General features: G+C 49.9%; 14 protein-coding genes. 11 read left to right on the top strand and 3 right to left on the bottom strand.

Annotated features, from left to right (window positions below; translation table 11 throughout):
• Positions 1 to 232 precede the first annotated feature (232 nt).
• Positions 233 to 1,945, top strand: a complete 1,713-nt coding sequence (locus NSB25_RS10585) for a recombinase family protein (RefSeq protein ID WP_103239508.1) — start codon at positions 233 to 235, stop codon at positions 1,943 to 1,945.
• A 64-nt stretch (positions 1,946 to 2,009) separates the two neighbouring features.
• On the opposite strand, the gene NSB25_RS10580 is transcribed toward NSB25_RS10585, so the two are convergent.
• Complete coding sequence (locus NSB25_RS10580) at positions 2,010 to 2,318, bottom strand: hypothetical protein (RefSeq protein ID WP_103239509.1); 309 nt, start codon at positions 2,316 to 2,318, stop codon at positions 2,010 to 2,012.
• Between the two features lie 1,285 nt (positions 2,319 to 3,603).
• Positions 3,604 to 4,197 (bottom strand): transposase, encoded by a 594-nt coding sequence (locus tag NSB25_RS10575; RefSeq protein WP_242982385.1) that lies wholly within the window; start codon positions 4,195 to 4,197, stop codon positions 3,604 to 3,606.
• 130 nt (positions 4,198 to 4,327) lie between these two features.
• Between NSB25_RS10575 and NSB25_RS10570 the strand changes: the two genes are divergently transcribed.
• The 6 genes from NSB25_RS10570 to NSB25_RS10545 all read left to right on the top strand — a co-directional run bounded on the left by NSB25_RS10570 (position 4,328) and on the right by NSB25_RS10545 (position 16,825).
• Positions 4,328 to 4,573 carry a helix-turn-helix domain-containing protein gene (locus NSB25_RS10570; RefSeq protein WP_242982386.1) on the top strand — a complete coding sequence of 82 codons (246 nt, stop codon included), beginning with the start codon at positions 4,328 to 4,330 and terminating at the stop codon, positions 4,571 to 4,573.
• A 144-nt stretch (positions 4,574 to 4,717) separates the two neighbouring features.
• Entirely contained in the window at positions 4,718 to 5,716 is a 999-nt protein-coding gene (locus tag NSB25_RS10565; protein WP_242982387.1) for a tyrosine-type recombinase/integrase, read from the top strand.
• Positions 5,717 to 6,178: 462 nt separating this feature from the next.
• Positions 6,179 to 7,015 (top strand): tyrosine-type recombinase/integrase, encoded by an 837-nt coding sequence (locus NSB25_RS10560; protein ID WP_103239380.1) that lies wholly within the window; start codon positions 6,179 to 6,181, stop codon positions 7,013 to 7,015.
• Positions 7,016 to 7,017: 2 nt separating this feature from the next.
• Positions 7,018 to 8,205 carry a BTAD domain-containing putative transcriptional regulator gene (locus tag NSB25_RS10555; protein WP_103239381.1) on the top strand — a complete coding sequence of 396 codons (1,188 nt, stop codon included), beginning with the start codon at positions 7,018 to 7,020 and terminating at the stop codon, positions 8,203 to 8,205.
• A 67-nt stretch (positions 8,206 to 8,272) separates the two neighbouring features.
• Positions 8,273 to 8,650, top strand: coding sequence for a hypothetical protein (locus tag NSB25_RS10550; protein WP_103239382.1), 378 nt, complete (start codon positions 8,273 to 8,275; stop codon positions 8,648 to 8,650).
• A gap of 15 nt (positions 8,651 to 8,665) precedes the next feature.
• The gene (locus NSB25_RS10545) at positions 8,666 to 16,825 is read left to right on the top strand and encodes a DUF7601 domain-containing protein (RefSeq protein ID WP_103239383.1); all 8,160 of its coding nucleotides are present in this window, start codon (positions 8,666 to 8,668) and stop codon (positions 16,823 to 16,825) included.
• A 179-nt stretch (positions 16,826 to 17,004) separates the two neighbouring features.
• Here NSB25_RS10545 and NSB25_RS10540 read toward each other — a convergent pair whose 3' ends face one another.
• The gene (locus NSB25_RS10540) at positions 17,005 to 18,492 is read right to left on the bottom strand and encodes a hypothetical protein (protein ID WP_257479251.1); all 1,488 of its coding nucleotides are present in this window, start codon (positions 18,490 to 18,492) and stop codon (positions 17,005 to 17,007) included.
• A 220-nt stretch (positions 18,493 to 18,712) separates the two neighbouring features.
• On the opposite strand from NSB25_RS10540, the gene NSB25_RS10535 reads away from it, so the two are divergent.
• From NSB25_RS10535 to NSB25_RS10520, 4 genes are all read left to right on the top strand, one after another.
• Positions 18,713 to 21,691: a DUF7601 domain-containing protein gene (locus tag NSB25_RS10535; protein ID WP_103239386.1), complete on the top strand. Its 2,979-nt coding sequence runs from the start codon at positions 18,713 to 18,715 to the stop codon at positions 21,689 to 21,691.
• 263 nt (positions 21,692 to 21,954) lie between these two features.
• Positions 21,955 to 23,640 carry a SpaA isopeptide-forming pilin-related protein gene (locus NSB25_RS10530; protein ID WP_103239388.1) on the top strand — a complete coding sequence of 562 codons (1,686 nt, stop codon included), beginning with the start codon at positions 21,955 to 21,957 and terminating at the stop codon, positions 23,638 to 23,640.
• A 248-nt stretch (positions 23,641 to 23,888) separates the two neighbouring features.
• Positions 23,889 to 24,773 (top strand): class C sortase, encoded by an 885-nt coding sequence (locus tag NSB25_RS10525; RefSeq protein WP_103239511.1) that lies wholly within the window; start codon positions 23,889 to 23,891, stop codon positions 24,771 to 24,773.
• The gene (locus NSB25_RS10520) at positions 24,770 to 25,648 is read left to right on the top strand and encodes a class C sortase (RefSeq protein ID WP_103239389.1); all 879 of its coding nucleotides are present in this window, start codon (positions 24,770 to 24,772) and stop codon (positions 25,646 to 25,648) included. Before NSB25_RS10525 ends, NSB25_RS10520 begins: the two co-directional genes overlap by 4 nt.
• The last annotated feature ends 63 nt before the right edge of the window (positions 25,649 to 25,711 follow it).

Here is a 25,711-nt window from a genome sequence, read left to right as displayed (position 1 = left end):
GGTGGCATTCATATAGGAAGAAAGCGGCCAGACCGCTTGACTTTACGGCCTTTCAGAGTGATTAATAGACTACCCAAAAAGAAAGGAGCGCAGACGGTCATGGCAGATAAAGAGGGAAAAAAACTGAGGGCGTCAATCTACTGCAGGGTAGGAAACCCAAAGGATGCGGGGCCTTGTTTTAAAGAAAAATGCGGGAGCCCTGCGGGGCAGGGACGGAAAGGAGCGGATGCAGATGCGGATAAGGAAAGTTGCGATATATGCAAGGGTTTCAACAGAGCATGAGGCACAGCTTTCAGCATTGGAGAACCAGGTGCAGTATTACGATGACCTGATAGACAGGCACCCGGACTGGGTATTGTACCGCCGGTATATCGATGAAGGTATCACCGGCACCTCCATATCCAAGCGTAAGAATTTCGTGCGGATGATGGAGGACGCAAAGGACGGACATTTCGACCTGATCGTCACGAGGGAGGTGTCGAGGTTCGCAAGGAACACGGTGGACACCCTCCAGCAGACGCGGCTCTTGAAGCGGATGGGCATTGAGGTGTATTTCACCGAGGACGGCATATGGACCATGAACGATGAGGACGGGGAGCTGCGGCTGACCATCATGGCCACCCTCGCGCAGAACGAATCGAAAAAGACCTCCATGCGCGTAAAGGCGGGGCAGATGGTTTCCTTCCAGAACGGGGTGGTCTACGGCACCGGGAACGTGCTTGGCTACGACAAGGTGGGGCCGGAATACGTCATCAACGAGGAACAGGCGGAAACGGTCAGGAGGATATTCGACCTGTACCTTGCGGGCAACGGCTACCACAAGATCATGAAGCAGCTTGAAAAGGAAGGCCGCCGCACGGCGATGGGGAAGACGATGTGGCATTACGCCACCGTCGGCCATATCCTGAAAAACCGCCTTTACTGCGGCGAACTGGAATACCGGAAGGAATATGTGCCGGACTACCTGGAACAGAAAAGGGCGAAGAACAAGGGGGAGCTGGAGCGCGTCATCGTGGAGGGGAAGCACCAGCCCATCGTCACTAAGGAGGAATTCGAGCGGGTGCAGAAGATGATGGCGGAAAAGGACGCGCAGATGGGCCAGCGCCGGAAGAACAAGGGCGTCCACTCGGACGACCTCTGGCGCAGGAAGATGAGGTGCCAGTGCGGCCACGCCTTCGCAAAGACCAAGTGGCATACCAAGACGGACTTCATCACCTACACCTATAAATGCTACGACCAGACCCGGACGGGAACCATAGCGGCAAGGCTGAAAAACGGCCTGGGCATTGAGAACGTCTGCCGCTCGCCGCTGGTGCAGGACTGGAAGATGTACACGATGGCGCAGAAAGTCCTCCACGTCGTTTTCGATGACCCGGAGGGGACGCTCCTGGACGCGGCGGCGGTGCTGGGGTGCGGCATTGCGGGGGTGGAGCAGTCGGAAGTCCTGCGGGACAAGGAAATCATAGAAGAACAGCTCAAAAAGGAGCGGGGCAGATATGAGACGCTGCTCGATATGAGGATGAACAACGAGATACCGAAAGAGGTATTCAGCCGCAAGCAGCAGGAGGTGGGGGAGAAGATTGCGGAACTGGAGCAGCGGATGGCGCAGTACGGGGACGTGGAGCCCGCCACGGAGGCGGACGTGAGCGGCAAGCTGGAAAACCTGCAAAAGCTCATGGGGCAGTTCTCCATGCCGGAGGATGGCGAGTTTTCGGAAGAGGAAATGGATAGATATGTGTCAGGGGTGAGGGTTTACGAAGACCGCTTCGAGTGGCTCCTAAACTTAAGCCCCGATGCGGGAGGGGGACTGGATGATGCCGGTTCCCCCGTTTATTTCAAGAAGATAACGGTCACGCCGGATGACGAGCGGGCGTGGTTCAGGAAACACCCGCAGTGGTCGAAATCCAACAGGTACGCGGAGCTGGAGGCGTGGATATTCATTTAAAACGAAAGAGGGACAGGGCGGAAGGGCTGTGGCGCAGCCTTTCCGCCCTGTCACCGATTTGCGGTTACAGTTCTGAGGTCATTTCTTTTGCTTCTGTCGGCAGGCATTTCCCTAAAAACATGGCCTTGCAGTCGGAAAATCCCAACAGGTAGGCGAGCATCCCAAACCGGGAGCCGAGAGCGTTCTGCTCGCTGACGTAGCGGTCAATCAGCAGCCGGATTTCTTTTGATAAATCCATCCTGTCCAGTTCGCCGGAGTATATGTCCGACTTGCGGAGAATCGCCTGGTATTCCCCGTCACCGCTCACGATACCGTTCATGACGCTGTGCATGCGGGTATCCATCAATTGGTATAATGCAGAATCCTTTTCCAATCCAATCCCTCCTTCCGTGGTGTCGTAGCTTACCTCTGTTTTGTCTGGATTGCAAGCGGAAAAAGAAAAAAGCCGGAAACCGCTTGTAGCGTCCGACATTTTCTGATAAAATATTCATACGGGTACTGCCATAACGGTAGGCGGCTAGTTCTTCTACGGAGGGACTGTGACCCTCCGATTACATAGAAACCTGCTTGCAGGAATCTAGGAAAGGAGGGCTAAGTGGATGTTGACGATTGAAGGATTGATTTCAGTGCTTGGCTTATGCCTGACCTGCTTCGGTCTCGGATACGCCATCGGAAGCAAGGATAATAATAAACCACAAAAATAGCCGCCCCAGTCTGGAAAACTTAGCGGCTATTTTTGCAACTAATAATTTGGACTAGCCGTCTATCGGCAGTACCTTTATGTAAATATATCTTAGCAGATTTATGTGGAATTGTCAAACGCTGCGGAGCGTTCCGCTGAAATCATTTTATAGCGGATTCCGCAAAAAAGCAAAGGTTTTCTGTCGAATCCCGTTTGTCGAATGTCGAATTAGGTGGGGTAAATGGGGTAAAGAGGGGTAAAAGTCATCAAAGTATAACAGCGGCACAGGCGGCTATCTTAAATTGATGCCATAGGATTTTGGGTACTAATAGGCAAAAGTATTGAAGAATAGCTTAAAATTAAGGTTTTAGGCTTGGTGGGGTTCACTGGAATGGCTGGTGAACCTCACTTTTTGTTAGGGCATGGCCCTGTTCTCCAAAGTTTCGTTTTTCGCTGATCCGAAAAACGGAACTTTGGAGAACAAATAAACCACCTGCTCTACGCAACATCATAAACTTAAGCATGGATTTTATATATTTGAATTATCCAGGCTGAAACTTTATTAAACAGTGCGAATTAAAATTGAAAAATGCCCATAATCTCCCCTTAAAAGATTTATGGGCATTTTAAAAACTGTTCGAGGATGGGAATTACCGCCCGCATTATCTTGCCATTCAGGACTCCCAAAATCCCGGAATTTACTGGATGGTTCCTGTAAGTTCCAAGTTTGAAAAATATCAGAATATCTACAGCCGACAGGTTGCCCGGTATAAAAAATGCACCAAGATGTTTGCCATCAGTGAACTGTCCTGTACTTCCTCGAAAAAGGCATCTTTGATGTGGTAAAAAAATCCGGATTGTATATTTATGTTTCTCCTTAATAAAAATCCCCACCACAAAGGGTGGGGATAAATGTTCGCACCGAATAATTTATATCCCGCACCATCAGTAAGCGGCAACATTTTCTGTACTTTTATTATATGCAGAAAATAGGAAAAAAGCAATGACATATTTTTGAAATTTTGCATTTGGATACATAGGCACTTGCCATAACAGCGGGTGTCTTTTTAACGCATTTTTTAGGGAGGTATGAAATTGAACCAGAAGACGAAAGGAATTGTGCATAATGCTTTTTATCATACGCTTCGCCGATCAGCACCATCTGCGTACCGCAGACCGGGCAGACCTGATCTTCTTCCGAAAGAGGGATAACTGCTTTTTCAACCTTCAGGCCTTTGAAAAGCTCCTCATGGGCTGCTTTCTTCTTGCGGGTATGCTCCTGGATCATGGTCTCTTCTTCCAACAGCGATAGATCCTGTTCCACTTCGGCTTCATCAAAAAGGTTCTGCTGTCCTGGAATGTCATCGGTTCTTCTTTCACTGGAGGAACCGAAAAGCTTTTTGGTAAGATAGTCCACCTGTTCCTGAAGGGCTTTTTCGTGGCTGGTTTTTTCGTCAATAACAAGACGGAGAGATCTGATCAGTTCCGTCTGCTCAGAGATCATTGTTTTCAGCTGTGTTATAGTGTCCTTCAGCTCTCGCAGCTTGATGCCTTTTGCACTGGAAGCCATCGTTCTCTCCTTAGATTTGATACCTCTGTTATACCAGAAATACAGCCATTCCCAAAGATCTTTTGAGGAATCATTCAGCTGTACGGATATGGGTGTGAATTACAAAATCAGGCAGATGAAAGTGATATAGATGGCAATTATTTTAAGATTAGACAGGGTTATGGCAGACAGGAAGATTTCTTTGAATGATTTAGCGGATCAAGTGGGGATAGCAAATGTCAGTTTATCTAAGATTAAAACAGGAAAAGTAAGTGCTATCCGTTTCTCGACATTAAATGCCATATGTGACGCACTGGATTGCCAGCGGTTTTCGTTTTTCCATATTGGTTGCATGTTGCCTTGTGGGTATTGGGCATGTGCCCTTTTTCTTCCATAAAACAAAGGATGCTCAATTTCCCGATGCCGGCAGAAAAAGCCGCCCGCATATAAAATAACAGGAAACGGCTATGAGCGCAGGAAAATTTACAGTATAATAGGAAGGAAATTGCAGATTTTTACTACAGATAAGGAGAACAGGAGCATGACACACCAGATCTTTCATGAAATGATTGTGAGCTACCGGAAACAGCTGTTACAGGAGGAATATGCGGAAAGCACCGTACAGAAATATCTGAGAGATATCCGGGCTTTTACTGCATGGGCGAAAAGCAATCAGATACAGACGGAAGCACGGCCTGCTGACAGAGAACGCGGACATGACCGGGAAATGACAGAACAGGCTGTCGGTGCGGAAGCAGAAGCCGGCCGGACTGCAGAGTCCGGGTCAGAAGCCGGCCAGACTGTATATGCTGCCAGGTCGGACAGTGTGACTGTGGACAAGGAAGTGATATCCGGATGGAAGGCATATCTGGTGAAGACAGGGTATGCCCCGGTTACAATCAATGCCATGCTCTCGTCGATGAATGGATTCGTCAGCTACATGGGCTGGGAAGAGTGCAGCGTTAAATTCCTGAAAATACAGCGGAGAACTTTTCGGGACCAGGACAGAGAGCTGAGCAGAGCAGAATATGAAAGGTTGCTGCTGATGGCGGAAAAGCACGGAAATATCCGACTGATGCTTTTGCTGGAGACCATATGCTCCACCGGAATAAGAGTCTCGGAAGTGAAATACATTACTGTGGAGGCCATCAGACGGAAACGGGCGGATATTTCCCTGAAAGGCAAGATCAGAACGATTCTGATTCCGGGGAAGTTATGTAAAAAACTCAGAAACTATGCTAAAAAGCGAAAGATTACATCGGGCGAGATTTTTGTGACCAGAAATGGAAAAAGTATATGCAGACGTCAAATCTGGGGGGAGATGAAGCGCCTGTGCGCAGAGGCAAATGTGAATCCGACCAAAGTTTTTCCCCATAACCTGAGACATTTATTTGCCAGAACTTTTTACAAAATGTGCAAGGATATCGTAAAGCTTGCGGATGTGCTTGGGCACAGCAGTATAGAGACAACGCGCATTTATCTGATTTCTACCGGAGAAACCCACGCCCGTCAGATGGAGAAACTTGGGCTGGTCAGTTAAAGATAACGATACAATATGTGAATTGCCACAAATTCACCATTTTGTTTCGTGTAAGAATAAGAGGAATTCTGATTTGTCTGTTTCTTGCTATAGTATAGCACGGTAATATAGGATTTTCAAGATTATTTTATGTGCAGAGAGTTGGGAAAGTGACGGATTCAGACTCATTTTTGGAAATATTTGTATGACAAAAAAGAAATCTGGAAAAGTATTTTTCCAGGTTTCTTTTTTGTTATACTTTTTTCCGTTTTTTGAAAGATACAGTGTTTACTGTGTCTTTTTATTTTATGGAAATGCATTGTCAGAGGAGTTTGAATCCTGAAAAAAATCATAATATATCCGTTTTTTCGTTTTCTGAATATACAAGGTGGTCCTCTGCCTGCAAAATGGTGAATTTGTGGCATGTAAGGGCAATTAAAAAAGTAATTTTCTGCGGGGATATTGGAGAGAAAGGAGAAAAGGATGCCTGTCTCGGAATGGAAATCAGAACAGAAAACGGAAGAAAGGCTGACACCGGAAATGCTGGAACAGTTTCTGACACATCTGGCAGGGAAAGGATTCAGCCAGGCATCTCTGCAGGAATACCGCAGAGCGCTGTTGTTGCTGCAGGGCAATCTGCCTGACGGCGGGGCACTTACCGCATCCGGCGGTTTATGGTGGAAGCAGTGGCTGGAGGGACAGGGATTCAAGCCGCGGACAGTGAATATGCGTCTATCCGTATGGAACAGTCTGATGCAGTATCTGAATCATCGAGACTGGCAGGTAGAGACTTTTTCCGATATAAGGGAGGACGTGCAGCCGGAGCTTACCAGAGCAGAATACCTTCGCCTGCTGTCAGCAGCGAAACAGCTGGGACAGGAGAGAGCATATCTGCTGATTAAGGCTTTGGGCGGTATCGGACTGCGGATTCAGGAGCTTTCCCAGCTCACGGCGGAAGCAGTGCAGAAAGGTGTGATATATTCGGAATGTCAGAATGGTATGACTACCCGGGTGTTGCGGCTGCCCGCAGTGCTGCGGGGAGAGCTTCTGGAATACATGAAGCGGGAAGGAATTACGAAAGGGCCCATATTTATTACATCCGGGGGGAAACCTCTGGACCGCTCCAATGTAGGACAGAGCATTAAAAGGGTCAGCCGGGATGCCAGGGTGGCGGAGGAGAAGGCGAATCCCAGATGTCTGTGGAAAATGTACCTGTCTACCCAGGAGGGCATAAAGGCGAATCTCACAATCCTGCTGGAACAGGCCTATGACAGAATGCTGGAGCAGGAACAACTGACGACAGGGTGGGAGAATGGGTAAAAATGAATGAGAACAGGATTATCAGGTTTGGATTGCTGGGTTCCTTTTCCTGGGGAAACGGAGAAAATGGCAAATGGAAACAGAATACGGCCTCCGGCAGAAAGGCTTTGTCCTTTCTGCAATATCTGATTGTGAATCATACAAGGAATATATCAGCTGAGGAGCTTATCGACAGGTTCTGGTCTCAGCGCAGCAGTGATCCCATCAACGCGCTGAGAAGTATGCTCTTCAAGGTCCGGAAGTATCTGAGAGAGATGTTTCCCGGACAGGAGAATATGATTGTGACATTACAGGGATGTTATGCCTGGGACCCGGCGCTTCGGCTGGAACTGGATTCAGAGCAGTTTGAGCAGGCCTGTATAAAAGCCAGGAGACAGCAGGGAGAAGCAGGAGCGGAGACACTCTCCCAGGTTCTTCCTTTATATAAGGGAGATTTCCTGGCCGGGAATGACAGCGACTGGGCGATTCCCATGAGACGGTATTATCAGACTCTGTATCTGGATGCCTGCAGGGAGGTGTTGCCTCTTCTTCAGAAACAGGAGCGCTGGATGGAAATGGTGGCGGTCTGCGAACAGGCACAGAATATAGATTTTGCCGCGGAGGATTTCGTGGCGCATCGAATGCAGGCACTGATTTCTCTGGACCAGTCCGCACGGGCGGCGGAGCAGTATGAACAGTTCAGGGACCAGCTCTGGGAGGAATTCCAGATTGCGCCGTCAGAACATGTGGAACAGATTTACGCGCTGGCCATGGGTGTGAGCAGAGGCATTCAGGGAAATGAAGATATACTGAAAATGGTGACGGAGGAAGAGAGCGACGGCCGTGCCTTTTTCTGCAATTTTCGGATATTTCAGAAGATTGTGGCACTGGAGAGACGCCACATTGACAGAGACGGAGGCGCTTCCACACTGGTGGTAGTCAGACTGAGCAACAAGGTGATTCCTGCCACAGATGCAAAGCGGCTGGAGCGAATCCTGCTGGACGGTCTCAGAGCCGGAGACCCGGTGGCCAGGCTGGATGCGACTTCGTATATTCTGATGCTGACGGGGACTACCGAGGAAAATGCACAGATTGTGACAGAGCGGCTGGAGAAAGCGTTCCGCAGGGCATACTCACATTCCAAAGCCTGTATTTCGTTTCGGATGTCGCCTTTGGAAGCAGAGAGAAAAGTTTCTGTCGAGAATCTGTAAAAAACAATGGAAAAACAATGGACTTCATATAAAGTGGGTTCAAAGCTGAGAGAGAGGTGACGAAGGCATGGAGCTAAGCGGGAAGATGATTCCATGTGGAAGCCGGGAAGCAGTGGTGACAGTGCTGTCCTACAGCAACGGTATCATGGACGGATATCTGCAGCATCCGCGGCTGGATGGAAGAGAAAAGATTCAGAGCCTGTCTCAGATGGTTCTTCTCCTGAACAGCCTGGTAGACCTGGAAGATTGTCCGAACTGCTCTCTGCCATTGGTATCCAGGGAACAGGAAGCGGACGGGAAGCATTCCGTTTTTCGGATTCAGGTCCTGTTCCGGGAACATTACTCCTGGCAGGGCAGATTGATCTGGCAGAATGAAAATCAGGAAATCGTATTCAGAAGTGTCATCGAATTAATTCAGCTGTTTGATGAGATTCTTGGAGAATAGAGGAGGATATGACACATGAAACTCCATATAAACAGGAAAAAGAGAAAGAGCATCGAAAGAGTTATCAGCATAGCGATTGTTCTGTGCATGACCTTTTCCATGGGTTCATCCTATGTGGTGGCGGGAGCAGATGATATAGCTGCGGAGAGCCGGATGCCCGGGGAGGACCCTGCCGGTATGGCCGCCGGTCCGGAAAGCGGCAATATAAATGAAGATGCGAATCCGGAACAGCCGAATACTGAGCTGACAACGGGGACGACAGAAGAGGGACCGGACTCCGATGCAACTCTTTCTGAACCCACACAGGCACCTGATGGCACACCGGATCCGGAGACCAGTCAGAGTCCGGAAGGTACCCAGACCCCGGAGCCCACACAGAACCCGGAGGCTACCCTGAATCCGGAGACCAGTCAGAGTCCGGAGGCTACCCCGAACCCGCAGCCCACACAGAACCCGGAAAGTACCCGGGTTCCGGAGACCACCCAGAGCCCGGAAGCCACCGATAGTCCTGTGACGGAGCAGACACCGGTGCCGGAAGCCACCGGAAGTCCGGTGCCGACCCAGACACCACAGCCCACCCAGACACCGGCAGTTCCGGAGGAGGATTTCAGCGATCTGATGTCCTTTGACGAGCTGAGCGGCCTGGCCACGGAGACAGTGGGAGCTACCAAATTCAGAGCCAACAGGATATTGGGCGGCAATCAGAACAGCGTGGCAAATGACGGCTCATGGAGCTTTGATGCCTACTATGTAAACGAGGCCGACAGATATAACGTGACGAAGACAGATGACTTCAGCCTGAAATATCAGATGGAGTTCCACGCCAGCAGAGATTTCGGCGTGGGGGAGGTGAAAGTCAGAATCCACGGAGCCCTTTTGGAATATCGGTACGGATGGTCAATTGCCATGCCAAATGATATCGGCGTTCCTGTAACAGGCTGGGATGATGAGGGGAATCCCGCGGCAAACCCCAGCAGAAGCACTTCCTTTAACTATTACTATGCAAATGCAGACGAAAGTCAGAAAAGCCCTGATTACAGTCCGGAGACACCCTGGCTGATTTTCTGCAATTATAAAGAGATTGCCTCCGGCACCAACGCCGCCTGGCAGGTGCTCTACAGCAATCTGAAGCTGATGCAGATTGCAGATGAGACCAGCTGGAGCAAGACGCCGGAGATATCTGTGGACGGAGGGAAAAGCTATATGGAGGGGAGCACTCTCTCCGGCCGTGTGAATTCCTCTGTGGCGCTGACCAGCGTGGTCAAGACTCCTTATTACGAGGCGGGGAGGAAGTATACGCCGGGTCTGTATACGCTGAATCAGCTGCGGAATTATGCAGATAAGATCGGCAGCGAATTTATCCTGCGGGAAGACGGAAAGGAGAAGCTGAATCCCGCATACCGTTATGTGGTCTGGGATGTGAAGATAAGAGGAAACGCCACACAGCCCTGGAAGCTTTCCGTCATGGATACCCCGGGTGTGGATGGCAGCAGTGCAGCGGCGAAAGTGGTGGGTTATAAGGACAACTCGGACCAGACAACGGTTTATGATTATCCTGTAAATTCCCGCAGGATGGAGAGCAGTGCAGCCAGTGGAGAGCAGAAAAGCTGGGGCCACCGGTTCTGGGTGGTGACGGCTTACCCGGCTGACGAAGTGGAGGCCAATACTACAGTAAAGAATGACATCACCGTGACACTGCATCCTGTAGACGGGATAGACGAGGATGTGGTCCTGGCGGCGACTCCCTCTGCCTGGAGCTATAAAAATTACGACTGGAGCTACAGCGGAGACGTGATCGGTGTCACGAAGAAGAACAGCTGGAGCGCTGTAAATGACACCAGAGAATACACCGGATGGCTGGAAGCCTACAGAAGGGCAAAAGGCAATGGTGAGGATTACGGTGACATTCCCTTTACCGTCACAGGCCGCATGAACGGATACAAAACCACACATTATGTGGAAGGCGCCCGGCTGGGAGAGTATAAAGAGAATACATTCTATACACTCAGGACGGTGGATGATTTTATTTATGTACACTATGATGGGAAGGAGACGCTGCTGGGAGCGGATGACTATTACTTTTCCAGTGTCACAATCAGCCAGAAGGATTACGGCTATGATATCTATGAAGATAAAATGATAGATTCGGAGCGGCAGTCTCTGGTAAATGCAGGTAAATTAGACCCTGGGTTCGGAACGGTAAATGTCTATGCCATGTTTGCCAAATCTGCGGAGGGAACGGAGAATACGGGAGAAACCTGGGAACCTGCAGGCAGAGTCTCTATGGATGAGAAAGGAAATGCCGTTTACACGTTCACCGCAGAACAGATAGCTCGGGAACCCTACCGGGTGATGGTGGAACATGCGTCCATTGATTACAGAACAGTCTGTGAAATCAAGGCGGCCGTGAGAATCAAGGCGGATTCGCCGGTGCTGACAGAGATTGTAAATGCCCGTGAGGAACAGGCGGAAGACGAAATCAGCCCTGTACTTCGGTTTGAGAATCTCTCCGGCGTCCTGGGACTGCAGCAGGCAGATGGACAGCAAAGCACAGTGTGTGATACGGCGGATGCTTCTTCGGGCAATCTCAATTATGAGAACAGACCGGAATTGCAGGAAAAAACACAGGCGCTCTACAACCATCTCCTGGTCCGCGACAATGCTTTCCGGGATGTGAGCTGGCTCAACATGACGGCTCAGGCCAATAAGAAATATACAAGTAAGAATGATGCGAACAACAACCGTGTGCTGGTGGATTACTATCTGACAGCTTATGACGGCTATGAGATTTATGACAGAAGCTGCCTGGATTATCTGACGAAGCATGACCAGGATATGATGTCCCCGGGCAGGAAGCATGTGGTGTTTTATGACCTTCTTCCTTATGGAATGCAGTTCGACGCTTCCACGCCTGTGACCGCAGGCCGCATTAAGGAGCTGGATATAAAGGGCGACTATATGACCAGGACCAGAAGCTGGGACAGTACCCAGGTCTCCGTAACCGTGGATCCTGACAGAGACATTATACCTGATTACAAGGGAACCGGCAGGACCATGGTGGCCTTCCACATTTCTTACAGCGGAGCGGATTCTACTTCCTATACTGCAGGAAAGTGGATAGAGGGATGGGGCGTATCCTTCCGTGCCTACTATGACTGGAAGAACATGGACTCCATCAACAAGGTGGATGCCAACGCCAACCTCTGTGCCTTTATGCCGGATTTCAGTGTGAAAGACAGTATCAACGAGACCAATCCCACACTGTATGGTCTGAGGGACAGCGTGTATGCCGACGACGGTGAAATGACAGACCTGACGAAAGCTGCCGTGTACAAAGATCTGCTGGTGGGCAATGGGAAACTTGAAAATAAAGGAAATATCGACGGAATCAGTACGTATGATTCCTATCGCAATGTTCTCTATGCGGAAGAGAAGCTCAATGATAATGTGGCTGTTTCCTCGGAGTCCAGTATCACGAAACTGGTCCGTGCGGATGAAGACAGATTCGGAACCTTCCGGGAGAGCGCCACAGTGTCTTATGACGGCACAGAAGAGAATAAGGGTACATATACCTATGAGATCACGGTGAGCGCTGAAAATGACATCCAGGGTATCGCGGCGTTTGACCGCCTGGAGAATGCGGCGGTGGATCGGAAGAACTCGGGAAGCGAAGAGAAAGATCCGTTTGCGCCCTTCAGTGAGAAGACCTGGCATGGTTCTTTCCTGTCAGTGGATTTAAGCGGACTGGAGAAGCAGGGAACCACAGGAACAGTTTATTACAGCGATAACAGAAATGCTGCAATAACAGAAAATCAGGCGCCGGAAGAGATTCTCACGCAGAATAATGGCTGGTACACAGAGGATGCGTTCCGGGAAAAAATGAAATCGGAGCATCCGGAAGCGTCAGAGGCAGAGTGGACAGATTATGTTCAGGCTGTGGCAGTGAAAGTGGACCCTGATTTTACGCTGGAACAGGGCCATTCCATCTCCTTCCGGATTCAGATGCAGGCGCCCGCAGAAGAAGAGGCAACGAAAGACGCCTATGCTTATAATAATGTATTTTTCTCTTCTTATATAGAAGGCAATGCAGATACAAGAGCCACCGTAAGCAGCAATTCCGTCCGGGTAGGTGTAAACCGTCCGGAGAGGCTGGAGATTGTCAAGCGCACTGCAGGTGTAGTTCCCACAGCTCTTCAGAATGAGAGATTTGCCTTCCGGCTCTATGAGAAATATACCGAAGGAGGAGAGCCCCAGTACCTGGCTTTCCAGGCCTATGACCTCTATAAGGCAGACAAAAATGCAGGATGGGTAAAGCAGGAGGGCCAGCTCCATGCAACGGATGAGAATGGTTACCTTTACCTGAAAGCAGACGAAAAAGCAGTCTTCAAAGCAGCGGATACAGACCGCATTGTGGTGGAAGAGAAACCCAGCGTATTCTGGGAATCCAGCCCGGCTCCCGGCGAACCTGTCAGAGAGGTGACTTACAGGGAAGAGACAGATGCCAACGGGAATACCCGGAGAGTGCGCGATGACAACGGCGATATCCATGTGCGTACCTGGACCAATACCTATCGCCCGGTACTGTATGTGCAGAAGGAGCTGTCGGCTGTTCCGAACGGCGCGGCACTTTCCGAATCTGACAGAACTTTTACCTTCAAATTGCAGGTGAAGAAGAACGGAGTATATGAACCTCTTGCAAACGCGGAATTCTGGTATGTGGACAGCGTGCTCCTGGACGGAGGCGTTCCCACCAGAGTCAATAGGGACGGCGAAGTCTGGACAGAAGAAAACGGCAGAGGCGATATAAAGAAAACAGCTGCGGACGGCACGTTCACCATCAGAGAAGGGCAGATCATAGCTCTGTTCCCCGGTACAGCGGGAATGGAATATATGCTGACAGAGGAGAATCTGGATGAGAACGGTTACGGTCTGAATCAGAATCAGAACTGGTACTGCACCGTTCCGGAAGTAACCGGCACGATTCCGGCGGAGGGAAGCAGTGAAACCATCACCAACTATTACAGATGGAAAGACCTGTATCTGACCAAGAAAATCACCCATCAGGATCCGGCGGAATGCACGCAGGCATTTACCTTCCAGATCACGGAACTGGAGCTGGATGAGAATGGCAGGCTGAAGCTGGATGAGAATGGTAATCCCATCGAAGTCATAAAACGGGATGCGGAGGGCAATCCCGCGGTGGATGAGAGTGGAAAACCGATAACGGCAACCGCAGGAAAGGAATGGAAGCTTCTGAGCACAGAAGATGACGGCACAGGAAACAGCGCCGCCGGAACTCTGGACAGCGAAGGTAAATTTACCTGTGCTTTTGGAGGGCAGACCGTTATAATCAGCGGGCTGGAAGCGGGTAAATACTACATGGTGAAGGAGATGGCCATAGCGACTGATGAGAATGGCAACATACTGTACCGGCCGGTGAAGGACACGGAAGAGTTCAAGATGCCTCCCTACAGCGTGAAAAAGGAAGTGACCATCACCAACGATTATCTGAAACGGCCTCTGTCTGTGACGAAGACTGTCAGCGGAGAAAAAAATGAAACAGACCCGAATCCGGAATTTCTGTTTACTATAAAGGTCGACAATCAGCTTTTACCGGCAGGAATCTCCTATACTGTGACGGAACAGGGGAATGTGGTGGACGGCGGAACCGGAGTGACAGACGGAAGCGGAGAATTCAGGCTCAGAGACGGCCAGACAGTGACCTTTAAAGATGCCGGTATGCTGGGACAGAATTTTGAAGTGAGAGAGACTTCATATACCGGATATGATCAGCTGTATCCTGCCAATGGACAGCCGGCAACCGGTACTTTGTCCGGAGAAGGCGGAAAGGCTTCCTTTGTAAACGGCAGTACAAATGCACTTCGCATCAGCAAGGAGTATGTGGCTGCGGAGGGAGATATAATTGCAGAAAGAGTACTTCGTCAGTGGAAAAGTACGCTTAATGCCTGGGAACTTGATGGTATGGTAATATCTGATTATTCAGATGAATGTGCATCAGAATTTGTTTTAGAGGTGACAGGTGATCAGGGTACTTATATTTGGCCACAGCAAGGGCGGGGTGGTGTATATGTGACTGCCGTGAATCAACAAAACGGGAAAGAAAGTGCCTTCTTTTGGGAAATAGGAAAGGGTATAAAGCTGCCGCCATGGATCACTCTGATGATTGATTTTGGAGACGAAGAGAATCAGATTTCGAAAGATGTCACATACACCCTGAGTGAGGTGGAATCAAGTCAAAAGAGAATTGTTAAATTTGATGTTCCGAATAATGGAACATATTATCTGCAGATCAACCAGAAATATCCGGCAGATAACGGTTCCATTACAGGAACAGCAGCAGGCACACCCAATGCCACTATCGTCAATGAAATATCCACATTGACATTCGACGGCTCAAAGATAGGAAAGCAGATGACATCTGCCTCCAGTGAAGTACCCACAGGGGAGAAGTTGGTATGGCGGCTGGAGAAATACGACAACGGGACCTGGATTCCGGCAGAGGGAATCCGCTATGCAGTTTTCGATGATGAGGGCACACCGATTTCCAATGAAGTGAAAGCCACCGAAGCGGACGGTAAAATCCTGCTGACCAAAACGGAGGGGCATTATCCGGAAGTATGGTTTACAGAGAATACCGTGCATATCAACCTGTATAACGAGATAACTGAAACGCTCCTGGGGATATTGGGGCATGCAACCGGAACACCGTTACTGCGCCTTGTGGAAGTGCCGGAGGAATCCGGAAAGGAATGGGGCATGTTGGTTGGCTATGGAACGAAAGGAAGCGATTCTTATAGCTGGGAACCTGAACCGTCAAATCCTCAGAACCAGGTGAGAACCTTCTTCAACTCCAACAGGAAGTCTTCCATAGAAATCGAGAAATACATGGAGACCAAATCCTACCAGGAGTTCACCATGATACTGGAGCAGGTGGTAGCAGTTAACGGTCCTGTCAGTGAGATTACAAAGGAGAATCATGGAACCAAATGGAGATCTGAACCCAGAGGAGGCATCTCCTATACCATCCATAATGTGGATGGCAGCGAGGTAACCGGTAACAGAAACGGAACCACCGGACCCGGAGGAGAGATTCGCCTGAAGGCCGGACAGTACGTAATCCTGGATGTGCCGGACGGCACCATGTGGACTGTGTCCGAGGATGTATATGCCACACAGAACTATGAGCTGAAGAACCTTGCACCGGAGACGGAACAGTCCGGCGGAAAGCTGACCAAACTGGATGATAACCTGATGCTGATCAATCTGCCTGCAGCCATGCGGTATACGCTGATTTATGATGGCAATGGTGGAAATGTGACGAATCTGCCCGCAACTATGACCATAGAAACGGACAGTACGGCGGAAGGCTCCGCCTTCACCGTGTCCAGTGTGATACCGGTCAGAGCCGGCTACAGATTCCTGGGCTGGGCGGATAGAGCAAACGCTGTCACAGTTAATTATAAGCCGGGGGATAAGATTGAGACAAGAGACATGAAGTCCTCCCAGATGACGCTTTACGCAATGTGGGAAAAGGGATATCACTATAAGCTGATATTAAATGGAAATGGCGGGAAAGTTGATGGAAAAGATGAGTATGTGGCGTTTGAACGATACTCAGATATAGATAGTTCAAGTACTCATCTTAGTAGCTTTTCGAATAAAACGAAACGGGAAGGCTATATCCTTCTGGGATGGAGTGAAGACCGGCATGCTACAACAGTAACGTATGAACCAAATGACCATGCAATGCTTACCAGTGCGGAGCCGCAGAAAACCCTTTATGCAGTCTGGGAAAAAGTCAACGTGAGGATTACTAAGCAGGCCGACAATGACAACCCGAAGGTGGGAGAAGAGTTTAAATACACTATTACAGTGTCAAACGATGGTACTTCACCTGTATCTGTTACTGTCACGGATCGCCTGGATGAGAAGCTGGAGTTTGTAAAATTCAGTCAAAGTGATGGTGGTGTATATGATTCGGAGACTCGTATTGCGACCTGGGAAAATGTGACGATACCAGGCGAGGGGAGTAAGGATTTGAACGTATGGGTAAAAGCAAACGATGCCGGTGAGATCCCAAACACTGCCGAACTCAAAGTGGGAGACATTGATGTGAGCAGCAATAACTGTACAGTGACCGTGGAAAGTGAATGAGAAGCCATTGATAAATCCATAGTGATAACTTCTCGGAATCTCAATGAATGTGATTCTAACTGAAAATTGACAACTGAATATGGTGCAGGAAAAGAAATTTGAGAAAAATGGACATAAACATTGGACATAGCGGGTACTATGCCTTGAAAAATCTCATGGAATCGCTTAAGATATCATTATTAGGCGGCTAAACCTAAGAATGATTTTTGAAATGCCTTGACAGAGGGCATTTCCCAGGCATCAAGGTGTTGGAGCATCATGATGCCGTAGAGGCGGCAGTACCACATCTTCGTAGAGCGGTGCCTGCCGTCTTCTAATTTATAGTCCTCTTTCTCCCGCTTGTTGGAGCGCTCCACAGAAGTTCTTCTGTCATATTCCGTTTCCCATGCTTTAGAGTCCCTTGGCGGTATGTTGAATAACCTTGGATTATCATCGGTAAAAATGTGTACGGTCCTGCCGTATTTTGCCGGTGAACAAGGGTGTTCACAGAAGCAGCCACGTTTCCGGTTTGATTTCGGGCACCGGTATTTTGCCCGGTGTTTGGCAGCTTCATATCCATCTTTATGCATACGTAAGCCCAACTTACAGACAGGGACACCATCATCATCGATTGTAAAATCGTCCTTATAGGTAAAATGCCCGGTATGTCCGGGATTGAGGTCGATAAACGGTGTGATATGTTCCCGTCTGCAGTAATCATAAACAGGGTAAGCGTCGTGTGCAGAATCCAGAAGGAGCTTTTCAATCTGGAATTGCGGAAGATACGCTTTCATGGTGAAAAAGGAATGCAGGAAGGAAAGCATGTCATGCCGGGAAGCCCGCTCTAAAAGCGGAAACACAGGGAGGTCGCTGAAGGAATCGGAAGCCACATATATGTAGAGGTGGTAGCCAAAGAAATAACATTCCCTGTGAGAGTCCCATCCCCAGTTACAGTCGGGCTGGGAATAATGGCGTTTACAGTTACAGGAAGAACAGCCTTTGTCCTTACAATGGCAAATGCGCTTTTTGCGCTGCTGTGCGGCAGTACGGACAGGGGTGCCGTCACCGGCAAGAGCCAGGTGCCGGGGATTAACCAAACCCCTGTGGATGGAATGGTCCAGGAACTGCTGCTGATAAAGCCGGAAAATGAGGAAAAAGGGATTCTCAGGCTTTAAATGCCAGCGTTCCAGCAGGGGAAGAAGTTTTGAAGCAGTGGAGAAAGAATCGCAGGGAGTCTTATGGCCTTTCTTTTTCCCCTTGGGAGTTTTCTTCATTTTGGGGAACCGGTCTTTCGGGGAAAGGTTGTTGGAGTCATGCTGCCAGATGCGGGAAAAGAAATCATAAAAAGTACCGACACCAGGGGTATCACCGAAAGAGAAACCGCTGAGGATAGCATAAAGTGGAGTTTCCTTGAGCATGCGGCACCAGACAGTGACAGAAGACACTTTTAGTTTCAAAGCAAGCAGGTAGGAACGCAGCATGCAGGAAGGGAGCCGTGGCGGCGAGCCAAAGACAGAGTAGCAGTCCCGCATGATGGAATCCGTCTGGGAAAGGTCGAGGTACCAGAACTGCACGATATAGTCCCAGGTGCTTTTGGGAAGCACAAAGGGATTGGGGTAGGCCTTAAGGAAGTCGGATACGAAAGTATCCTGGTAGGCGGAATGTCCGCCAGGGTTACAAGGTAACATCAAGAATCGCCTCCAATCAAAAAATATACTTCATAATCAAGGGCGCGAAGCGCCGCATTTTTTGACTGGTTTGTCAAGTGTTTTTGAGAAAAAAGTGGGTGATTTTTGAAAAATAGGTTCTGAAAGCACCATGAAATAAGGGCTGAAGATTCCGAGAAGTTATTAGTGATGGAAAGGAGGAACAAGGCCTCCCATACCCGGAGGCCTCTGAAATAAAATCATGAATAAAGTGTTTAGAGTCATCACATCCTTCCTGACCATTATCTGCTGCCTGGCAGGAAGCATGACCACCCTGTCCGCAGCAGAAAATGATGGTACGGCTCCCCATGTCACCTTTACCAACGAGCCCAACCTGTCTCCGGACCTGCGCGTCACCAAAACGGTTCAGTCCACGGCGGCAGGTTATGAAGTTCCGGAGTATGTCAGGTTCCAGTTCGTGCTGAAGCTGAACGGAGAGATTGCGGCGGGAGAGAAGTATACCCTGTCTGACCGGAATGGAGAGATTATCAGGAAGTCCGGGAACAATACAGTAGATTTTGAGACGGACGAGAACGGTGTATTTACACTGGAGAACGGCCAGACCGCCGTCTTCGAGTATGTGGGGAATAACGTTCCGTACGAAGTGATCGAGCGGAATACGTATCTCTGTCCCCAAAAGGATGCAGAAGGTAATTTCCAGCCGGACAGCAGCGGTTATGTCCTGTATCAGAAGGACAGCAGCGGGAACGAAACGTTCCTGCACCCGGAATACAGGTATCAGCTGCGGGGCATGGAAAAGGACGGCTATGCGCCTGTGTCTCCTGTGGGCGGCAGCAGCGGGAATGTAGTGCCGGACATGGAGAGCGTAAAATTTGTGAACCAGTATACGCCGAAGGATTTGAATGCCACAGAACTGAAAGTGACGAAGAATATCTCCTTCCCGGCAGAGTATGAGATGCCCCAGGCTGTAAGAAACACGCTGTTCTGGTTTCATCTGGAAATCGAGGATGGTGCCAACAGGGAATACACGGTGCTCAATCCAATAGATGAACTGGTGGAAACAGTACGTTACACAGACGAGGATGGAGATTTTGCATTATATCCCGGTGAGACTGCTGTCTTCGCAGATGTTCCCGGAGATGCAGGCTACAGAGTGTCAGAGATAATGGATCCTGTCCTGGACACGATACTTCCTGACGACGGCGGGACAGAAATGCTGCCGGGAGACGGGGACGATGGCAGTATGGAGATGCTGTCGCTAAGCGTAGACAGAGGCCTGATCGGCGGGGGAGGCGGAATCCTGGACAGCGGAACAGGCGGTAACCTGAGCGGCGGAGACTTGCCGGTTTTAAGGCCCGTTATAATGAAAGGCTGGCCTGCCGGATGGTGGCCTGTGGGAGAAGTGGTGAAAGAGGGAGACAGGATTCCTGCGTCACCGGTGACTTTTCACAACGCCAATACCTCTTTCCGAGTGCGGAAAACCATGGATGACAACACGGAGCCGGAAAATGTGGAGTTCACTTTCCAGCTGGTGGATGCCCGGAATAATCCCATGGCAGGGGTGGTTTACTATCGCTACAATATGTCCACGAAGGAACTGCTGCCGAATCAGGAGGATTCTTTCGGCGATGGCGGAATTCTGATGCAGTCCTCCCTTCGGCCGATAAGGGGAACAGAAGAATGGACCACCGATGAGAACGGGTATTTCCGTCTGGCGGCAGGCGAGGAAGCCATCTTCTGCGGCATTGAACCCGGGACCTCCTATACCGTGAAGGAAATCGGCAGACTGATTGAAGTGGACGGCGAGATGAAAGTTGACCCCTCCTATGCGGAACAGCCGCCGCAGAGCGGAACCGTAAGCGCCGCAGGACAGCTGACGACACAGAATTTTGTCAATAGCAGGCTGGACATGGAAGGAACCCTGGCTGTTACCAAACAGGTGGAAAATGACGGACAGGAAGGCTCCGGAACAGAGGATGCGTTTCATTTCCTTCTATATAAGAGACTGAAGACAACGGCAGATGTGAAGAACGAGCTGACCAGGCTGGTGAAGGCGAACCAGGATCTGGAAGATGAGCTGGGCAGCATTGATGCCATAAAGGGATATACCGGCGAAGAGCTCAGCGAAAAAGTCGGAATCCTGCTTGCCGGAGAAGAGATCCGGGAAGAGCTGGGATGGAAATTAACCCCGCCTCTCCTGCGGGATTCCGATACGGAAGCGGATAAAAACTGGTATTACGACTCCGGCGAAGGACGCCGGGAAGTCTATGTCCCGGTGACAGGCGCTGTGTACAACATAGTGACAGGTGACATCACGGAAAACCATGCCACCGGACCGGATGCGGAGAAAGGCTGGGGCGCAGGCGAATTTACAGTCAAAGCCGGCCAGACGGCCAGATTTGCCACCCTTTCCGTTGAGGGACAGTATCGTGTGGAAGAAGTGGGATTAACCACAGAATACACGCCGAAGCCTGCCGTTACAGCAGGATTTAACCCCGATTCCAGTGAAGAACAGACCGCGACGGAATTTATCGGCGGAACAGTTCAGACAATCACCCGAAAGGCGGACGGCAGTTACGAGTACATCCAGACAGCCGTGATGCCCCGGGAGGGTCTGGCCTTTACCTTCACCAACCTGTATAAACCGAAAAAAGTGGATTTGCAGCTTCGGAAAGTAGACGAACAGAAAGAACCCCGCCAGGGCGCGGAATTCATGCTCTACCTGAATAAGGGCAAGGAAGACAAAGTACTTCCGGAAGGCGCAGACGATACTTTCCGCTATACTACAGATGAAAATGGAATTGTCAGAATCGAGAATCTGAAGCCGGGTACTTACTGGCTTTACGAAGAAAAAGCGCCCAGCGGCTATCGGATTCTGACGGACCCCATAGAGATTACAATTACCCAGACCCGGACGGGACTGGAAGTACAGGTGGACGGTATCCTCTATCAGGCGGAAGAAGCGGCTGACCCCATAGAGACCGGAAGCAGCACGGTGAGTGCGGTTCAGATTATCACAGACAGGGGAACAGATTCCACCACAGGCAAAGAGCTCAATGACGAACTTATTCTGACCATACCGAACATCTACCTTTACGAACTCCCCAATTCCGGCGGAATGGGAATCTACTGGTATTCGATCGGCGGAATGCTGCTGATGATGGCGGCGGCCCTGATCTTATATAGATATAAACATGAGGGGGAGGTGCTGAAAGATTAAAGAAAAAGCGAAAGCAACGAGATGTTTCGGCAGCCGTTCCTGCCGGGGGAGGCCGGATGCAGGTGTACCGGAATGGCCGGATCCGTACAGCCGGGGCTGATAACCGGGCCGGACGCGGAAGCATTCCGGAACACGGATGTAAGGACATCCGGAACATCTGGACACACCGGGCATTCCGGAGTACGAAAGATACATAGAACGGATACACGAAAGGAAACTGTAAACAGAAAGCGAGAGCAAGGCAAAAAGAAAGGAAAGAAAAAATGAAGAAGATGAAAAAGATTCTGGCCTTTGTGATGGCAATGGCGATGGTCCTGGGGATGTCGGTGACTTCCCTGGCGGAGGAACTTGCAGCTGATAAGCCAACGGCTGAGGATAAGGCAGAAGTAGTTGTGAAAAATGTGGAAGCTGGTGCTACAGTAACCGCATACCGCATTGTGGAAGCACAGTACAGCGATGCCGGATTTGAAAAATATGTGGCAGTATCAGGTGTTACCATTGCGAATCCGACAGCGCCTACATCGGAGGAAATATTAACAATTGCAAAGGGTAGTTTGGACGGTCTTGCATCAGTGACAAATAATACTGCTGCTGATGGCCAGGATCCTAACGGATTTGTGGCATCACAACCACATGTAAGTGAGAACCCTGCAGAGAATGGTAAAGTTGATTATAGTGCTTCTCTTGGTGCAGGTTACTGGCTGGTTCTTGTGACTGGAACAGAGAAAGATGTCTATAATCCCATGCTTGTTGGTGTTTATTACGAAAATGAAGACGGTACAGGAAATACTGTTGAAGGCGGAGACTTGGACTCAAACGGCAGATGGACATTAAATGGTACCGAAGTATATGCAAAGTCTACAAAGCCTGCCATTGATAAGAAAATTGTGAATTCTGACGGTAAAAATGATGATGGTGAGGTTGTTGAGGCAGGTAATGATGTGGCTGTTGGCGATAAGGTATCATTCCAGATTGATACAGTAATTCCTTCTTACAGTTCCGAATATGAAAATGTGATTGTTAAGATTACGGACGTATTAAGTGAAGGACTGGAGTTAGACGTAACTTCTATTGTAGTTGAAGTAAATGACACAAAGGTAGATCCAGGTCAAGATACTTATACAGTAGATACAGCTACAGAGGGAAAGTTTGAGATAGCATTTGCTTCAAGCTATGTGCTTTCCAATCGTGACACTATCAAAAATGTAAAAGTGACCTATACGGCAGAACTGACTGATAAAGCAGCAGTGAACTTTGTTCCCAATACTAATACGGCAACGTTAGAGTATAGTAATAATCCTGATGACAGCTCATCAACGAACACTGTAAATGACAAGACTTATACCTATACCTTTGCAATCGGTGCATTCACGAATGGTGAAAATGTAGAAGGTTCCGAAAAAACTGAGGAAATTGTGAAGGTAGACGAGAATGGAAACCTTATTGTACTTGAATCTAATACTACAATAGAACCTGGTGACACTGTTGTAAAAGTAACTGAAGGCGCAGAGTTTGAATTGAGAGACACGAATGGAGATGTGTTGGCTAAGGGTAAAACAGATGCAAACGGTAGATTACAGTTCACAGGACTTGATGCGGGAAGCTATAAGTTAGTTGAAACCAAGGCTCCTACAGGATTCCAGCTGGATCAGACAGAGCATGATGTTGAGATCAGCGCAGTATACAACGACAATGGTACTCTGGCTTCTTATACAATTACAATTGATGGAACGGCTACTAATACGTATAAGGCTACCTATGTAGCTGATAGTGATGAAATCCAGTCAATTGACAAAACAGTACAGCGGACGGAGATCAAGAACACCAAGCTTTCCTCCCTGCCTTCCACCGGCGGTATCGGAACCACCATCTTCACCATCGGCGGATGTGCCATCATGATTCTGGCGGCAGGCCTGTACTTCGCAAGCCGCAGAAAATCTGCGAAATAAGCAGGAAACCATATCGTGCAGTTTCTGCAGTCCATGCAGGACATGAGTACAAAAGAGAAAGGCACAGGTTCACCGGAATCCCTTCGGTGAACCTGACCGGAAGTACCAGAGAAAAAAGCATCACTGACCCGGGACGGCTCTTGCCCGCCCTGGGACTAAAAAGAAGCCGGGAGACAGGAAGAAGTTCCCCGGAGAAGCAGAAGGAAATGAAGAAGCTATTCCAAAATACAACCACAGGGAGAGAGCGGATGAAAAAGCATATCACCACCATCATAGTCTGTACCATGTTCGCAGCCGGTCTGTCCCTGCTGCTGTATCCCTTTGTATCCAACCAGTGGAACAATTACAGACAGTCAAAGCTGATTACCACCTATGAAGAGGCGGTCACCGAGATGGAGGAGACCGGCCGGGTGGACTATAAGGCGGAGTGGATCAAGGCACAGAATTACAACAACGACCTGATTCCCTACATTCTGCCGGACTCCTTCTCCACGGCGGAGGTGCCCCAGGAGGGGGACGCACAGTACCTGTCCTGCCTGAACCTGACGGAGGACGGCATGATGGGATACGTACAGATACCGGACATCGGGGTGAAGATTCCCATCTACCATACCACCAACGAAGACGTGCTCCAGAAGGCGGCAGGCCACCTGCCGGGCAGCTCTCTTCCGGTGGGCGGGGAGGGAACCCACACAGTGATTTCGGCCCACAGGGGCCTGCCCAGCGCAGCGCTGTTCACGGACCTGGATAAGCTGGAGGAGGGAGACCATTTCCTGCTGTCTGTGCTGGATGATACTCTCTGCTATGAAGTGGATCAGATTACTGTGGTAGAGCCCACGGAGACGCAGGCTCTGGCGGCAGAGGCGGGGAAGGACCTTGCCACCCTGCTCACCTGTACCCCCTATGGGGTGAACAGCCACAGGCTGTTAGTCCGGGGGCACAGAGTACCCTATGAAGCAATCCAGGAAGAGACGGCGCCCATGGCGGGATTTTCGGGGCTGGTGGGCCCCAGCATGCACACCAGCTATCTGCTGTGGGTGATGATTGGCCTGACGGTGACGGGCCTGTTCATTCTCCTCTTATACCTTTATGATAAGAGGCTGAAAAAGAAGGAAATAGGAGATGCCACATGAAAAGGAAACTGTCCGGCCTGTTTTTCGGCCTGCTGTTCCTGACCGGTTTGGGGATCCTGTGTTATCCCACTCTGTCAGATCAGTGGAACACCTACCGCCAGAACCAGCTGATCACCACCTATGAAGAGGCGGTGTCGGTGCTGGAGCCGGAGGATTACTCCAGGGAATGGGAGGCGGCCCGGGCCTTTGACGCACAATTGACCCGGAACAACCTTTACGGGGATGTGTTCGGAGAGGGAGAGGGAGACCTGGAAGAGACGGAGTACTGGAAGGTGCTGAATATCTCCGGAGACGGTGTGATGGGGTATCTGTCCATTCCGAAGATTAACCTGAAGCTCTCCATCTACCACGGCACAGGGGAAGCAATCCTGCAGACCGGGGTGGGACATTTAAACGGGACGAAGCTTCCCATCGGAGGAGAAAGCACCCACAGTGTGCTGGCGGCTCACAGAGGCCTGCCCAGCGCAAGGCTGTTTACCGATATAGACCAGCTTTACAAGGGCGACCGGATCTACATCCACATCCTGGATGAGACCCTTGCCTATGAAGTGGACCAGATCCTGCCCATGATCGACAAGGACGACATGGCGGCACTGGAGGAAGCCCTTCAGATCGAGGAGGGAAAGGACTACATCACCCTCTTTACCTGCACCCCCTATGGGGTGAACAGCCACCGTCTGTTAGTGCGTGGGAGCAGGGTGGCCTATGAAGGCGAAGAGGAAATCATCAGCACACCGGTGGAGACCATGCTGGAGGCGGTGCAGAATTACTACATGATCTACCTGATTCTGGGCCTGACGGTGACAATCCTGATGATACTGATCATGAAATTCCTGTTCCGGCCCCGCCGCAGGAAAGAGAAAGGCGGAGAGTGACGGAACTGAAATCAGCATGTGCCTGCATGGCCCTGGCGAATGAAAAAAAGCCTGCAGCGGCGG

Origin of the sequence: Acetatifactor muris, from assembly GCF_024623325.1 — a bacterium.
GTDB lineage: Bacteria > Bacillota > Clostridia > Lachnospirales > Lachnospiraceae > Acetatifactor > Acetatifactor muris.
The sequence above is the reverse complement of the archived record's forward strand: the minus strand, read 5'-3'. Positions and strand labels throughout refer to the sequence as shown.